Origin of the sequence: Paenibacillus nuruki (assembly GCF_963311185.1) — a bacterium.
Lineage (GTDB): Bacteria > Bacillota > Bacilli > Paenibacillales > Paenibacillaceae > Saccharibacillus > Saccharibacillus nuruki.
Window position 1 is genome coordinate 1,633,739 of sequence record NZ_OY725677.1, and the last position, 17,033, is coordinate 1,650,771.

Consider the following 17,033-nt stretch of genomic DNA (forward strand, 5'->3'; position numbering starts at 1 on the left):
AGCATAAGGTAGACAAGACACTATTCTTTCTAGATATACATAATGGTAATATAAGTATTACATTGTTGAGTTTATAAAACCCTATGCATAATGATCTCATGATGACGGGCTATAAGGAGGAAATATTTTGTCCGAAAAATATGAATACTCACAATCTTCCGATCAGGACAAAGCTATATTTAATCGTGAATTGCATACCAAATCCTTATTGAGCGATGCATCTATTGTGCATACTCCTGAGTCTTTTGCCACACTATTAGAAACGCTTGAAATGATGCCTTATCGTAATGTTAATCTTTCGGTCTATGAAGTTCGCAAGAGTCTGGAAATTGCTAAGTCGCTTAATGTTGAAGATTTGATTATTCGTACTCAACTCATTCATGCAGATATTATGGGCAGACAAGGTAAAATTGCAGAAGGTGGACGCAAAATCCGTACGATTAATAAATGGGCACTTGATCATAATCATCATTATTTATTAGCACGTAGTCATCGCTTATTAGCTGCTTTTTATAGACGTATCGGAGATAGCGAGAGTGCTCTGGAAAATGCTGTAATTGGTTTTAAATATTTGCCAGAAGATGCTTCTTTGCCGATCCGTGCCGACCATCTAATGACACTGGCGTTAACGTTAGATGAAGTAGGCGCATACGAAGATTCAGTACATCGTTTTCAAGAAGTGCTAGAGATCGCTACCAATACTAATGATTTTCAGATATCGATGTTCGTTCTCAATAATATGGCGTATACGCATTATGAACGTGAAAATATTCCTGAGACACTCAAATTAATTGATCAAATGCGTGAACTCAGTGTTAAACATAAAGTACCTTTAGAAGCGCAACAATTAGATACAATCGCTGTTATTGAAATTCAAGCCGGTCGTCCAGAAGAAGCTGAAAAAACGTTAAAACCTTTGTTAGATGAGCCAGTAGGTAGACGCAAATTAGGTGAACTGGCTACATTGCCCGAATGTCTATTAACGGTTGCCAAAGCCCAACGTCTACAAGGGAAGTTGCATGAAGCTGAGAAAACGTTAAATGAAGCTGCTCATATTTCAGAAGAACACGGGCTGGGTCGTCTTAGTGTCAAAGTACGTTTGGAACGTTCAGAATGGTATGCCGCTTCCAATCGCTATCAAGAAGCTTATGAAGAACATCGTATGTTTTTCAAAGAAAACGAAACGTTACGTTCTACACAGCGCGAGACCAGAGCACGGATATTGCAGATTGTGTACGATGCTGAAGAAGCGAAGCGAGATAGTGAGTATTTCAAAGAAATGGCACTGCGTGATCCGTTGACAGGATTGCATAATCGCCGTTTTATGGATGTGCATATGAACAAATTGCTAGAACGGTGCATTGTACTCAATCAACCTCTAACCGTAGCGATGATCGATCTGGATTTTTTCAAATTAATCAATGATACATTGTCTCATGAAGTTGGCGATATTGTACTTGTTCATGTCGCTAAGATACTCTCTTTGACGATTCCATCGCTTGGAGCTGTAGCCCGAATTGGTGGGGAAGAATTTGTAGCCGTCTTCCCGGAAACGGATCTTAAGCAAGGACGTGTGTATGCAAATATGTTATGTGAAGCGATTCGTTCAGCAGATTGGAGCCCGATCACAGGTAACTTACCAGTGACAGCCAGTATCGGTATTGCGACGATTACTGATCACGCTCAATCGAGTTCAGAATTGCTCGCTATCGCTGATCATTATTTGTATGAAGCGAAAAAGGCAGGTCGTAATCAGGTCATTTGTGGCGAAGATATATCCAAAAATATAGAATGATTGAGAAGATATTTAGTTATTTTTAATAAATAACTTATAATTAATAACAATTAGGTGTATACTATAGAGATAGTGAATCCATAAGACCATCCATAATTAACAAGAAGGAGGTATTCATTATGTCTGAACAACACCAACATTCAGATTCATCACATTCTACTAATACATTAGGAAATATACCAATATCTGTACTTGACCTTGCGCCTATTACAGCAGGATCAACCGCAGGCGAAGCTTTTAAAAACAGTCTAGATATGGCACAACATGCTGAAAAATGGGGCTACAATCGGTACTGGGTTGCCGAGCATCATAATATGCCCGGGATTGCGAGTTCAGCAACTTCAGTAGTTATTGGCTATTTAGCCGCAGGAACTTCAACTATTCGTGTCGGTTCTGGTGGAATCATGCTTCCAAACCATGCGCCACTTGTGATTGCAGAGCAATTCGGTACTTTGGAATCGATGTATCCAGGTCGGATTGATCTAGGGCTTGGACGTGCGCCAGGTAGTGACCGTCGTACAACACTTGCATTACGCCGTCAATTGGACAGTGGAGAAGATTTCCCTGAATTGTTACAAGAATTAACTTCCTTTTTTGATGCATCAGCGACTTCTTATCACGCACCGATTCGTGCTGTACCCGGCGAAGGCTTAAATATTCCGATCTGGTTGTTAGGTTCTAGTGATTTTAGTGCTCAATTAGCCGGTCAAAAAGGATTACCGTTTGCTTTTGCAGGTCATTTCTCACCAGATTATACACAGCGTGCATTAGCTGTCTATCGTCATCATTTTGAACCATCTGCTATTTTGGACAAACCATATGCTATGGTGGGTGTCAATGCAATTGCTGCCGATACCGATGAAGAAGCAGAATGGTTAGGTACCACGATGCAACAGCAATTCTTGAATATTATTCGTGGCAAAACAGGTCAAGTTCAACCGCCTACAGATATGTCTAGCAAATGGACACCTTATGAAAAAGATGCAGTGGAGCAACAACTACGCTCTACGATCAAAGGTGGCCCTGAAAAAGTAAAACAACAATTAACACAATATATTGCAGATACAGGTGCAGATGAATTGATTGTAACAGGTATGTTGTACGATCATCAGGCTAGACTACGCTCTTATGAAATTATTAGCGAAGTGGCTCAGATTCGTAATACTGTAAATAGTTAATCATTTTCTAAACTCCTAGAACGAACTAACCGGCGATATGCTTTCGGAGCAGAGCCGGTTTTTCTTTTGAATAAAGCATGAAAATAAGATACATCATGATACCCAACCTGCTCGCTGACCTCACTAATCAACAGATCTGTAGTTCGCAACAAATCACAAGCTGCTTGAATACGTATCTTCTGTACATAATGAGACATTGATGCTCCAGTATGCTTAACAAATAAGCGATGAAGCTGACGAACACTGACTTTCATTTTTGCCGCCATCTCCGATACAGTAATAGACCCGGTATAATTAGTATGAAGTTCATGCACTATATCTTCCCATCCTGAAGAGGAGGGTTGTATCCGTAATTGAGCTTCTGTATCCAAGCGCTGTAAATGAATCAAAATCTGAATAACATAGGTATAGACCGATATCACCCAACCTTCACGACCTCGCTGATATTCTTCGTACACTTGCTCGAATAAACGCTGAAATTGTTGCCAGCGATCATCATAGTAACGATATTGCTTTTCTTGCAATAAAGGCTTAATCACTTCACTTCCCGGATAAGTAGACAACACCTCTAATAGCGAATCCGCATCAACCACACAATTGTATACAATCAACGGATCGGCATCACTGGCTGTGGAAGGGCGATATACATGAGAGATGCCCATCGGCAGAAGAAATAGATCTCCTTTTTTGACAGAAGAGGTCACGCCATTAATGACATGACTTCCTGTACCTTCACTTACATAATTTAATTCTAAAAAATCATGAATATGTTCATGCAGTTCATATGATTCTGCGACTCGATTGATATAAATCGGAATTTCTTTGTTGAAAAAGTAGTCACCTATCAGCGTATCTATTCTGCGTTTGATTGTCATAAGATGTTATTCCGTCCTTTCTGATGTCTGATTCACCATCTAATGATGTCCGAATACAACATGTTAAACGCTTACAACTATCGTATGATAAAAAGGAATTCATCTCAAGAAAAGATCATCTCATAGATGTATATATCTTAGGATAGAAGGAGCGTGGGTCGAATGAAAGATACTCTGTTACAACCTAGTGGATTAGAAGTGATACAACTGCAATGCGAATATCGTAACGAATGGTTAGGTAGCGATCAATCTCATCCTCAATTTAGCTGGATCATTCAATCGGATCAGCGAGCCACTGTACAAACTAGTTATCGGATACAGGTATCGCAAGATATCCAGAACTGGCAACAACTCTGTTGGGATTCTGGCCATGTGAAAAGCGATCAATCGATTCACGTTCAGTATGCAGGCTCACCTTTACAATCTCAAACACGTTATTATTATCGTGTCCAAGTTCAAGATCAATCGGAAAGAACGTCAGCATGGAGTGCTATTCAATGGTGGGAGACGGCTTTCTTTGATCAGTCAGAGTGGCAAGCAGAGTGGATTACGTCTGAGCAAGAATGGCATAATGTGCAACCCGAATCTGTTTTTCAGCTACGCAAGTCATTGGATCTACCCAGTCAACCGATCTCTGCACGTATCTATGCCACAGCGGCTGGATTATATGAGCTGATGATCAATGGGACACGTGTAGGAAATGAATGGTTTACACCGGGATGGACAAGTTATAACCATCGTCATCAGTATCAGACTTATGATGTGACAGCATATCTGCACATGGGAGACAATGCGATAGGGGTAAGTCTAGCCGATGGATGGTATAGCGGTCGTCTCGGTTGGGAGAATCAGCGTCAGCATTACGGAGAACATAAAGCGTTATTGTTACAGCTTCATCTTCGGTATGAGGATGGACAAGAAATAATCATAGGTACAGATACATCATGGCAAAGTGCACCCAGTCCTATTACACTAGCTTCTATTTACGATGGAGAACATTATGATGCTTCCTTAGAACAGCAAGGTTGGGATCAACCGTTATTTGATGCTTCAGAGTGGCCCAAAGTGAAGGTATTAAAATTACCTTATCATCATCTGATTGCTCAAGAAAATTGGGCTGTTCGAGTGACTGAAGTGTTGACTCCTGTAGACGTTATACATACACCTGCTGGAGAAACGGTATTGGATATGGGGCAGAATATGGTAGGACGAGTACGTTTTACAGGTGTATTACCTACTGGCGCATCATATACCTTATATCATGCTGAAATTCTAGATCAACAAGGGAACTTTTATCGAGGAAACTTGCGAACTGCCAAGCAGGCGGTTCATTATATAGCTGATGATACACAAGATCGTCAGATCAGTCATGCTCCTCGTTTTTCGTTTCAAGGATTTCGTTATGTTCAAGTCGAAGGACTGGATCATCTCACTAATCGGCAATTACTGGAGGTGTTCACTGGAGAAGTGATGCATTCAGATATGCCTATTGCTGGTTCATTTGAATGTTCTCATCCGCTAATCAATCAGTTGCAAAACAATATTGTCTGGGGGCAGCGAGGAAATTTTCTGGATGTGCCTACCGATTGCCCACAACGAGATGAGCGCTTAGGCTGGACAGGTGATGCACAGGTATTTATACGTACAGCAGCTTACAATTATAATATCGCACCTTTTTTCCAGAAATGGTTACGTGATCTTAGTGCAGATCAGCGCTCCAATGGTAGCGTACCGTTTGTTGTGCCTGATGTGCTAAGTGTGTTAGACGAGGAGAAAGGGGATACAGAACTGCCTGGTTCAGCGGCATGGGGCGATGCGGCTGTTATCTGTCCGTGGGTTATGTATTTGCATTATGGAGATAAGAAGTTATTGCAAGAACAATATAGAAGTATGAAGGCATGGGTCGACTATATTTACAATCAAGGCGATAATCAGCATCTATGGAATACAGGATTTCATTTTGGAGATTGGTTAGCATTGGATGCTAAAGAAAATAGTTATATGGGATCAACGCCTACGGATCTGGTAGCGACTTCCTATTTTGCTTATTCTACACGGATTGTACGTGATACGGCTGTCGTGTTGGGAGAAGTAGAAGATGAACAATTGTACAGCGAACGTCTTCAGCAGATTATTCAAGCGTACCGTCATGAATTTGTAACGCCTGCCGGACGTTTAGCTGCACCGACACAGACTGCACATGCTCTCGCCTTAATGTTTGATTTGCTAGATGAACATGATCAACAACGTACTGCTTTTGAGTTGAATCGTTTAGTGATCCAAAATGGTTATCATTTAACAACTGGATTTGTAGGCACACCTTATCTGTGCTTTGCATTGTCAGATCATGGGTATCACGATACAGCGATCAGGTTATTACTCCAAGAACAATACCCATCCTGGTTATATCCTCTTTCCAAAGGAGCCACAACGATCTGGGAACATTGGGACAGTATTAAGCCAGACGGTTCATTCTGGCCGGATGATATGAACTCGTATAATCATTATGCCTATGGCGCTATAGGAGAATGGTTGTATCGTTATGTAGCAGGTCTCGATATGGATGAGAGTCTTCCAGCTTACAAGAAAGTTAAGATTCATCCGTTGTATGGAGAAGGAGAGATTACTTCTGCCCGGGCGACGTTAGAGTCTGCTTACGGTACTATTTTATGTAGTTGGATAGAAAGTGGGGAGAAGCGGCAACTGGAAGTCATTATTCCGCCAAATACCACTGCTGACGTTATCTTAGAGAATGCGCTATTATCTTCGATCCAAGAAAATGATCAGTTATTACAGGATGTTCAAGGGATTCAGACTGTACAAGAAATCCAAAGCGCTGTTTCTGTAACGATTGGTTCTGGTCATTATCATTTCACGTATACCCAGAAGCCTATCAGTTGATAACATCAGATGTATTCTCCATTTATAATAACATCAAAAAGCTCTGTTAATACATCATTTAACAGGGCTTTTTGCATTTGGAAAATGATCTGGGTGATACGCTAAAGTGGCATAGTCATACAAGCATTGTTATAATCGTACGAAATGTGTTAGCGATTCACGAACAATATTGTAGGGTAAAACATGCATAAATTTACAATTCAATTCCTATAGATACCCCTATAATAACGTGCCCTCTCAGCACAGAACTAGAAGAACGGCTAGTCTTTGATAGCATTTTTCTTCTAGCAAAGGAGCGAAAGAGATGAACACGAGAGATTATTATTTTGATAATTTAAAATTCCTTCTGGTTACATTGGTCGTTATTGGCCATTTAATTGAGCCTTTAAATGAAGATCCAGTACTGCGACCAATTTATTTGATGATTTATACATTTCATATTCCCTTATTCGTGCTGATATCCGGTTACTTTGCTAAAAATATTGGTAGCGGTAATTATTTGAATAAAGTTATCAGTCGATTAATTGTGCCTTATTTGCTGTTTGAGTCATTATATTCGTTATTTGATTTCTGGATATATGATCGAGCAGAATTGAAGTTTTCTTATTTTACCCCTTACTGGTTGATGTGGTTCTTTTTAAGTATGATTTTGTGGAAAGTCGCAATGCCTTATATTATTCGTATTCGTTATGCTCTACCTATTGTTATTGGGATCGCTATACTTGCTGGATATGCAAATGATGCTCAATATTACGCCAGCGTATCGCGTACACTTGTGTTTTTCCCTTTCTTTCTCATCGGTTATTATATGGATAAATCATGGATCGAGAAGTTGCGTACCACTCCAATGCGTATCATTTCAGGCGTCGGATTGATATTAACGTATGTGATAATGTCTTCGTATGGTTATATGTATAAAAAAGAATGGTTTTTCGGAAGCTTCTCCTATGAATCGTTAGGACATCCTGAATGGAGTGCTGGACTTTATCGAGTTGCTGTCTATGTGGCTGCTGTACTGATTGGTGGAATGGTAATGATTTTGATTCCTCAGCGCTCACTTCCATGGATATCGACAATGGGGACAAATACGCTATATACGTATCTCCTACATGGATTTATTGTATTGTATCTGACAGCAGGCGATGCTTATACTCATTTTACAACGACGACTGAGAAGTTATTATTAATTCCTTTAGGCATTATGTTAACGATGGTATTATCTTTTAGCAGTATCCGTTACCTTTTCAAATGGTTAGTCGAACCTAAAATGAAATTATTATTAAAACATAGCCAGAGTCGTTCTAATCGCAAAAGCCAGACTGAATAAACCAAGTATAGGTGGAGGAACATATGGAAGATATGAAAGTACAGCGCATCGATTGGAATACAGATCAATATCGAGCTTGTCTGGAATTACGTGATCAGGTGTTACGGCAACCTCTAGGACTCAGTATCTGGGACGATCCGTGGCAACAGGAGCAACACGATATTCATATCTGTGCCACTCTTGATAAAGACACTATCGGTGTTCTGTTATTACGTCCGCTTGATTCACAGCAAGTACAGATGAAGCAGGTTGCTGTGAGTGAAACGGCTAGAGGAAAGCAAGTGGGTAAAAAGTTGGTCGAACTCGCCGAACATATAGCAGTGACTGAAGGATATACAACGATTATGTTACATGCGCGTGAGAATGCTATTCCTTTTTATGAAAAAATGAATTACTTGTCGATCGGAGAAGCTTTTACTGAAATCGGCATTAATCATCGTCAAATGATCAAGCATTTCTCTTAAACGTTAATGAAGTATGTGTTGAACAGATCAGTAGTAGAATCTGTTGCAGATACTTCACTAACGTTTTTTTATTATGATTGATTGCGTGGGTATGAGACAGAATAGATATGACGTTCACTAGACGACTCCCTATCGGCAAGATATGATAATGAAGTATAAATCAGAACGTGTATATGAAGAAAGGAAATGATTATGTCAGCTATTTTATATTATAACGATTCATTTTTGCGAGAATGGACAACCACGATTGTCGAACGCAAGGAACAAGATCAGCAGCACTTTGTTCGTTTGGCAGAGACTGCTTTTTACCCGCATGGTGGAGGACAGCCTTGTGATACAGGAGTTATTAATGATATTGCTGTACTGGATGTAGTGAAAGAAGAAGAGGTTATCTGGCATCAAGTAGAGCGATTACCAATCGAGGATCAAGCAGACTGTCAATTGAACTGGGAACGTCGATTCGATCATATGCAACATCATACCGGTCAGCATTTATTATCAGCGACAGCACTTCAATTATTCGATGCCCCGACACTTAGTTTTCATTTGGGACAAGATATGGTCACAATAGATATTGACCGTTCATCGTTTAGTGATGCAGAAATGACTACATTAGAGCAAGCGGTTAATCAACGTATTTATAATAATCTGGCAATAAAAAGTTATTTTGTTAATGCAGAACAATTGGCTCAATTACCCATCGTCAAAATGCCTAAAGTGACTGAACATATTCGAATCGTGGAGATAGAAGGTGTTGAATATAATGCTTGTGGAGGCACACATGTAGCGCAAACTGGGCAGATCGGCATCATCAAATTGTTCAAAGCTGAAAAACAAAAAGGGAGTATCCGTCTATATTTCAAATGCGGTGCTCGTGCTCTTCAAGATTATAACGATAGTCTGGATATTTTGAATACGCTTGCTGTCAAATTCAATACTGGTCGCAAAGACATTCTAGAACGCTTTGGCAAATGGGAAGAAGATCAACAACAACTCAAAACAGAATTAGAACAATTGCGTAAAGCTAACGATATACATGAAGCCAAGCAATTATCGTCTCAGATTCAAAATCAACAATTAACTCATATGTTTGAACACAAAACATTACCTGATTTGCAACGTATAGCGGCAAACTTGATGGCTGAGCAACCATTGACTGTACTTTTGGCAACTTTAAGTGAATACAAAGTATTTCTAGCTCAGAACGGTCATCCTCAGTTAAAATGCGGAGCTTTCTTTAAAGAGCATCTGTCGACGTTTAATGGAAAAGGTGGAGGAAGTGATCTGTCTGCGCAAGCTACATTTACATCTGAAGCTGATCTCATCGCCTTTTATACTTTTGCAGAACAACAACTCGGCATTATGCATTAAATAGGTCACCGTTTATCAGCAGAACTGATAAGTACTATAAGGCATTCTGATTGGAAGTCAATTGACCGCTACATCGCACTATGATAAGTTCAAAGAAGTAAATTAATTCTGATCACAATACTAGGAATTAGTATCGCAGGATGCTACAGATGGGGTGGATATTGTTGGAACTTCAAGTGATGAATAGTCCTTTTAATCAAGAGCAGGTCGATCTGCTGAATCGTCTTCTGCCTACGCTAAATACCACACAACGTATTTGGCTTAGTGGATATATTGCGGCATTGCCTGAAACGGCGGCAGGTCCGACAACAGCAAGCGCTGTTGCTACGCCAGTAGAGACAAGCCCTACAACAACAGACACGGTATCCTTTTCCAAAGACGTAACGATCCTTTTTGGATCACAGACTGGTAATAGTAACGGCTTAGCGAAAAAGATGTCTAAAAAATTAGAAGAGCAAGGTTTTCAGATTACACTTTCATCGATGGGCGACTTCAAGCCTAATCAATTGAAAAAAGTAGAAAATCTGCTGATCGTGGTAAGTACTCAAGGAGAAGGAGATCCGCCGGATAATGCGATTCCTTTTTTCGAATTTGTGCATAGTAAACGAGCGCCTCAATTAGAACATGCACGTTTTGCAGTATTAGGATTGGGCGATACTTCATATGAATTCTTTTGCCAGACTGGAAAAGATTTCGACAAGCGCTTAGCAGAGTTGGGTGCAGAACGCCTTGTACCTCGCGTTGATTGTGATGTGGATTTCGAAGAACCGGCAACAGCATGGATGAATGATGTACTGGCTGCTTTGACGCAATCGGCAACCGCTTCAGCTAGTCCTGCTACAACAGATCAACCTGCGGTATCCAGTACAGTTGAATCAGAATATACACGGACGAATCCTTTTCGAGCTGAAGTATTGGAGAACCTTAACCTGAACGGACGTGGTTCCAGTCGGGAGACTCGCCATATTGAACTTTCATTAGAAGGTTCACATCTGGAATACCAACCTGGCGATAGTCTGGGTGTCTATCCACAGAATCATCCGCAATTAGTTAATGATATCATCTCTGCAATGAGCTGGAATAGTGATGATATCGTTACGATTAGCAAACATGGCGATCAAGCTTCTTTACACGAAGCGTTGCTTCATCATTATGAGATTACAACAGTTACCAAGCCGATTGTTCAGCAATTAGCAGAATTATCTTCAAGTGATGAACTAAAAGCATTAGTCGCACCGGGTCGTGAACAAGACCTTCGTGCTTATATCAGCGGCATTGATCTGCTGGATCTGATACAAGATCATTCTTTTACAGGTGTGTCTGCCCAAGAATTCACTTCAGTATTACGTAAAATTCCTGCCCGTTTGTATTCGATTGCAAGTAGTCCGCAAGCTTTCCCAGAAGAAGTTCATGTTACTGTTCGAGCGGTTCGTTATGAAGCAAGAGGTCGTGAACGTTATGGCGTATGCTCGGTTCATTTGGCAGAGCGTCTAGAAGCGGGTGATACATTACCTGTCTATATTCAGCATAATGATAATTTCCGTTTACCTGAGAATCCAGAGACACCGATTATTATGATCGGCCCGGGTACAGGAGTAGCGCCTTTTAGAGCATTTGTTGGAGAACGTGAAGAAACAGGAGCTTCTGGTAAGTCATGGTTATTCTATGGAGATCAGCATTTTGCTACTGATTTCTTGTACCAGACCGAATGGCAACGCTGGCTTAAAGATGGTGCGTTAACTCGTATGGATGTTGCTTTTTCACGTGATACAGCTGACAAAGTCTATGTACAGCACCGCATGTTAGAACGTAGCAAAGAGTTATTCGAGTGGCTTCAAGAAGGTGCGGCTATCTATGTATGTGGTGATGAGAAACAGATGGCGAACGATGTACATTTAACACTTGAACAAATTATCGCTCAAGAAGGTCAATTAAGCCCTGAAGAAGCGACTGAATATTTAACACGGATGCAACAGGAAAAACGTTATCAACGGGATGTGTATTAAACGTTCAAGGTTCCAAGCGGTTGAACGTGATTCATTCTGTAGATATCGAGAGGAGACAGTTAGATGGGGAATCTAGAAAAAGAAAAACCGTATCCTCCACATGATCGAGCGCATAGCGATGTTGAGGATATCAAACGCAATAGTAATTATTTACGAGGTAGCTTAGAGGAAACATTGAAAGATCCGATTACCGGTTCGATTCCAGAAGATGATAACCGTCTAATGAAACATCATGGTAGCTACATGCAGGATGATCGTGATCTACGTACCGAACGTAATAAGCAGAAGTTAGAACCTGCTTATCAATTTATGCTACGTGTGCGTGCTTCTGGTGGTGTAGTGACACCGGAACAATGGCTGATGATGGATAGTATTTCTCATAAATACGGCAATGATACGATTCGCTTAACGACACGTCAATCGTTTCAGTTGCATGGTGTATTGAAATGGAATCTAAAAAACACGATTCGTGAAGTTAACGAGTCGCTACTGAGTACACTTGCGGCTTGTGGAGACGTGAACCGTAATGTGATGTGTAACCCGAATCCCTATCAATCAGATGTACATGCTCAAGTGTATGATTGGGCTTGTAAAGTCAGTGAACATTTAGATCCGAAGACAAGAGCGTATCACGAGATCTGGTTGGATGAAGAGAAGATTATCGACAGCAATGATGTAGAACCAGAACCGATCTATGGTGCAGTCTATTTGCCACGTAAGTTCAAGATTGGGATTGCGGTTCCACCTTCTAATGATGTAGATGTATTTTCACAAGATTTAGGCTTTATCGCTGTGGTCGAAAATGATGTATTGCTCGGATTCAACGTTTCAGTGGGTGGCGGTATGGGCATGACACACGGAGATGACAAAACATATCCGCAAGTGTCCAAAGTGATTGGATTCTGCACACCAGAGCAAATGATTGATGTAGCTGAGAAAACAGTGACGATACAGCGTGACTATGGTGATCGTGCGGTACGTAAGCATGCTCGTTTCAAGTATACGATTGATGATCGTGGTCTACAGTGGTTTGTAGACGAATTACATGAACGTCTAGGCTGGCAGTTGCAGAGTGCACGTCCATTCCATTTTGACCATAATGGAGATCGTTACGGTTGGGTGAAAGGCAGTAATGGCAGATCCCACCTGACGTTATTTATTCAAAATGGACGGATTATGGATGATGGTGATTATCAGTTGATGACAGGCTTACGTGAAATTGCCAAAATTCATGATGGTGACTTCCGCTTAACAGCTAACCAAAATCTAATTATCGGTAATGTAAGCAATCGCAAAAAGAAAAAGATTGAAGAACTGATTGAGCGTCATCAATTAACCGCAGGTGCTCATTATTCTGCTCTTCGTCGTAATTCGATGGCTTGTGTATCGTTACCAACATGTGGAATGGCGATGGCAGAAGCAGAGCGTTATTTACCTGAATTGATTGATAAGATTGAACCAATCTTAGAAGAAGCAGGTCTACGTGATGAAGATATCGTGATTCGTATGACAGGTTGTCCTAATGGATGCGCACGCCCAGCACTCGCGGAGATTTCATTTATCGGTAAAGCTCCTGGGAAATACAATATGTATCTAGGCGGTAGCTTTACAGGGCATCGTCTAAACAAGCTATACAAAGAAAACATTGGTGAAGAAGAGATTTTGAACTCACTACGTCCGATGGTGAACCAATATGCCAAAGAACGGATCGCTGGCGAGCATTTCGGTGATTTTGTAATTCGTGCAGGCTATGTAGAAGAAGTATTAGATGGTATGCAGTTCCATGCTTAATCATTATTATATAGTTGAATAGATATCATCAAAAATCCTTTGCAGTGCACAAGATACTGTAAAGGATTTTTATTGAGTTGTTAACGATTTCCCCCTATAATAAAACGAGGAAAAAAGTCTAACAGAAAAGGTGTTATATCAACCATGAGTATATTAAATGTAGAGAAGTTAAGTCACGGATTTGGTGATCGTGCTATTTTTAAAGATGTATCATTTCGTCTGCTAAAAGGCGAGCATATCGGCTTAATCGGAGCGAATGGTGAAGGTAAGTCTACTTTTATGAATATCGTTACAGGCAAATTACAGCCGGACGAAGGTAAAGTAGAATGGTCGAAGCGTGTACGTGTAGGTTATTTGGATCAACATGCTATTCTGGATAAAGGCATGAGTATTCGTGATGTATTAAAAGGTGCTTTCCAATACTTGCTTGATATGGAGCAAGAGATGAATGATATGTACGGCAAAATGGGAGATGTGACTCCTGAAGAACTAGAAGAATTGTTAGAGCAAGTGGGTACGATTCAAGATACACTAACTGCTCAAGATTTCTACTTGATCGATGCCAAAGTCGATGAAACGGCGCGTGGTCTAGGATTAACAGATATCGGTCTTGATAAAGATGTGAACGATCTCAGTGGTGGTCAACGTACCAAAGTCTTACTTGCCAAATTGCTGCTTGAAAAACCAGATATCCTTTTGCTGGATGAGCCGACCAACTATCTAGATGAAGTGCATATTGAATGGTTGAAGCGCTATTTGCTTGATTATGAGAATGCTTTTATTCTGATCTCTCATGATATTCCTTTCTTAAATAGTGTGATCAATATTATTTACCATATGGAAAATCAGGAATTAAGCCGTTATGTAGGCGATTATGATTACTTCCAAGAAGTCTATGATATGAAAAAACAACAGCTCGAATCTGCTTTCAAGCGTCAACAACAAGAGATTTCACAGTTAAAAGACTTTGTAGCACGTAACAAAGCAAGTGTAGCGACTCGTAATATGGCGATGTCCCGTCAGAAGAAGCTGGATAAAATGGATGTGATCGAACTTGCACAAGAACGTCCGAAACCGCAGTTCAACTTCAAAGTCGGTCGTACCGCAGGCAAATTGATTTTCGAAACGAACAATTTGATTATTGGTTATGATGAGCCATTGTCCAGACCGCTTGATCTCAAAATGGAACGTGGTCAAAAAATCGCTTTAGTCGGTGCCAACGGTATCGGTAAAACGACATTACTACGTAGCATTCTAGGCGAAATTCAAGCGATTTCGGGTACCGTACAACGTGGAGAACATCAGCAAATTGGTTATTTTGAGCAAGAAATGAAAGGTGACAATTACAATTCTTGTATTGAAGAGATTTGGAAAGAGTTCCCTTCGTATTCCCAGTTCGAAGTTCGTGCTGCACTAGCGAAATGTGGGCTAACGACCAAGCATATCGAAAGTAAAATTGCTGTACTGAGCGGTGGCGAAAAAGCTAAAGTTCGTCTCTGTAAATTGATTAATCGTGAAACGAATATTCTTGTACTGGATGAGCCGACGAACCATTTGGATGTCGATGCCAAAGACGAGCTTAAACGTGCGCTTCAAGCGTACAAAGGCAGTATTTTGATGATCTCTCACGAACCTGAATTCTATCGTGATATCGTGACAGAGACTTGGAATTGTGAAGATTGGACAACAAAAGTATTTTAAGTTAATAAATAGAGCTTACAGTAGAAAGAGTGCTTACAGGCACTCTTTTTTATTGTTTATTTTTAAATGTATATATTGATATAAAAGTTATTGTATAATGTAAAACGAAGTCTAATCTTACATTAATAAGAGAGATCGACTACTTTTTATTCATTTCAAAGGAGAATCAAATGAACAATCTGGAGATTGCTTTATTGATCGTGATTGGTTTAATTGCTGTAGGGATTATCATGACAGGTCTACGTTGGATGAGTCTCAGTAACAAACGTAAGCAAAGTGGAGCAGTCGTGGAACCTAGCCATGGGGTTCTTGCCTTTACACCTGAAGAAATTGCGAAAAAACTGCTGTTTGTTTTTATCAATACTGAATTTCTGTTTGTTGCTCTTTATCTATTAATCTATGTCAAATCCACTACAGCTAATATGATTGCTTATGTACTGCTTGCTGTATATATTGTCGGCACGATCTATAATATTATTGTAAATATCCGTAAGTTCAAGACCAATGAATAATGGTCAATAGGATTGAATGGAGAAGTACATAGATACAAGGTTATCCTGACGAAACATTCCGTCCTAAAGGCAAATGAACACCTGCTGAAAGTGCTGTTATTTGGAAAAGATGACTAGATATGCACGTTATTGTGAACCAAAATGAACAGAAACAGCAGGAATGAACTTGTTCACGCATCTTTTTACGAGTATAATTAGACACTGACTGATTATATAGATTTAATATTAGAAAGAGAGCGGGATAACTATGGGCCGTAAATGGAATAATATTAAAGAGAAGAAAGCTTCAAAAGACGCTAACACAAGTCGTGTCTATGCCAAATTTGGAGTTGAAATTTATGTAGCTGCGAAGAAAGGCGATCCCGATCCGGAAACTAACCGTGCATTGAAAGTCGTTGTTGAACGCGCAAAAACATATAACGTACCTAAAGCGATTATCGATCGTGCACTTGAAAAAGCAAAAGGTAGCGGAGATGAGCAGTATGCTGAACTTCGTTATGAAGGCTTTGGTCCAAATGGTTCTATGATTATTGTGGACGCTTTAACCAATAACGTAAACCGTACTGCACCAGAAGTTCGTTCTGCTTTTAACAAAAACGGCGGTAATATGGGCGTGGCTGGTTCTGTTGCTTACATGTTCGATTCTACAGCAGTAATCGGAATCACAGGCAAAACAGCAGATGAAGTCTTGGAAATTTTGATGGAAGCAGATGTTGATGCTCGCGATATTCTTGAAGAAGATGAAGCGGTTATTGTCTATGCTGAACCGGATCAATTCCATGCTGTACAAGAAGCGTTCAAAGAAGCCGGTGTTACTGAATTTACCGTTGCTGAATTAACGATGTTGCCACAAAATTACCTTACTCTTCCGGATGAAGCAGCGTATGCACAATTTGAAAAATTAATTGATGCGCTTGAAGACTTGGAAGATGTACAACAGGTTTATCACAATGTAGAGTTCGAAGATTAAGATTCTACGTATGTAGTAGGATATATGATAGATTACTTTAAGCCCTTTGCCTGTTTATTCGGTAAAGGGCTTTTGTATATAATTACATATTGTTTGAGAAAGGTGACTCTGCGGGTAAAGAATGAATTATGTCGAAAGATTA

At 40.2% G+C, this 17,033-nt stretch carries 12 protein-coding genes; 11 read left to right on the top strand and 1 reads right to left on the bottom strand.

Going from position 1 to position 17,033, the window contains the following annotated elements; all coding sequences use genetic code 11:
- Window positions 1–127: 127 nt before the first annotated feature.
- Together RCP16_RS07305 and RCP16_RS07310 are read left to right on the top strand one after the other, a co-directional pair.
- Window positions 128–1,795, top strand: a complete 1,668-nt coding sequence (locus RCP16_RS07305; RefSeq protein ID WP_069328309.1) for a diguanylate cyclase — start codon at window positions 128–130, stop codon at window positions 1,793–1,795.
- 119 nt (window positions 1,796–1,914) lie between these two features.
- A complete protein-coding gene (locus RCP16_RS07310; protein WP_273594050.1) occupies window positions 1,915–2,973 on the top strand; it encodes an LLM class flavin-dependent oxidoreductase in 1,059 nt (352 codons plus the stop codon).
- Here RCP16_RS07310 and RCP16_RS07315 read toward each other — a convergent pair.
- The gene (locus tag RCP16_RS07315; protein WP_308642015.1) at window positions 2,970–3,848 is read right to left on the bottom strand and encodes an AraC family transcriptional regulator; all 879 of its coding nucleotides are present in this window, start codon (window positions 3,846–3,848) and stop codon (window positions 2,970–2,972) included. The genes RCP16_RS07310 and RCP16_RS07315 overlap by 4 nt on opposite strands.
- A gap of 162 nt (window positions 3,849–4,010) precedes the next feature.
- Between RCP16_RS07315 and RCP16_RS07320 the strand changes: the two genes are divergently transcribed.
- From RCP16_RS07320 to RCP16_RS07360, 9 genes are all read left to right on the top strand, one after another.
- Window positions 4,011–6,749 (top strand): family 78 glycoside hydrolase catalytic domain, encoded by a 2,739-nt coding sequence (locus RCP16_RS07320; RefSeq protein WP_308642016.1) that lies wholly within the window; start codon window positions 4,011–4,013, stop codon window positions 6,747–6,749.
- A gap of 304 nt (window positions 6,750–7,053) precedes the next feature.
- Complete coding sequence (locus RCP16_RS07325) at window positions 7,054–8,076, top strand: acyltransferase family protein (RefSeq protein WP_308642017.1); 1,023 nt, start codon at window positions 7,054–7,056, stop codon at window positions 8,074–8,076.
- A 23-nt stretch (window positions 8,077–8,099) separates the two neighbouring features.
- The gene (locus RCP16_RS07330) at window positions 8,100–8,540 is read left to right on the top strand and encodes a GNAT family N-acetyltransferase (protein WP_308642018.1); all 441 of its coding nucleotides are present in this window, start codon (window positions 8,100–8,102) and stop codon (window positions 8,538–8,540) included.
- Between the two features lie 192 nt (window positions 8,541–8,732).
- Window positions 8,733–9,911 (top strand): alanyl-tRNA editing protein, encoded by a 1,179-nt coding sequence (locus tag RCP16_RS07335; protein WP_308642019.1) that lies wholly within the window; start codon window positions 8,733–8,735, stop codon window positions 9,909–9,911.
- A 164-nt stretch (window positions 9,912–10,075) separates the two neighbouring features.
- Entirely contained in the window at window positions 10,076–11,917 is a 1,842-nt protein-coding gene (locus tag RCP16_RS07340; RefSeq protein ID WP_308642462.1) for an assimilatory sulfite reductase (NADPH) flavoprotein subunit, read from the top strand.
- Window positions 11,918–11,980: 63 nt separating this feature from the next.
- Window positions 11,981–13,708 (top strand): assimilatory sulfite reductase (NADPH) hemoprotein subunit, encoded by a 1,728-nt coding sequence (cysI, locus tag RCP16_RS07345; protein ID WP_137221898.1) that lies wholly within the window; start codon window positions 11,981–11,983, stop codon window positions 13,706–13,708.
- A gap of 144 nt (window positions 13,709–13,852) precedes the next feature.
- Window positions 13,853–15,409 (top strand): ribosomal protection-like ABC-F family protein, encoded by a 1,557-nt coding sequence (abc-f, locus tag RCP16_RS07350; RefSeq protein WP_273594043.1) that lies wholly within the window; start codon window positions 13,853–13,855, stop codon window positions 15,407–15,409.
- A 170-nt stretch (window positions 15,410–15,579) separates the two neighbouring features.
- Window positions 15,580–15,921 carry a hypothetical protein gene (locus RCP16_RS07355; protein WP_069328631.1) on the top strand — a complete coding sequence of 114 codons (342 nt, stop codon included), beginning with the start codon at window positions 15,580–15,582 and terminating at the stop codon, window positions 15,919–15,921.
- A 247-nt stretch (window positions 15,922–16,168) separates the two neighbouring features.
- Window positions 16,169–16,891, top strand: a complete 723-nt coding sequence (locus RCP16_RS07360; RefSeq protein WP_069328630.1) for a YebC/PmpR family DNA-binding transcriptional regulator — start codon at window positions 16,169–16,171, stop codon at window positions 16,889–16,891.
- Window positions 16,892–17,033 lie beyond the last annotated feature (142 nt).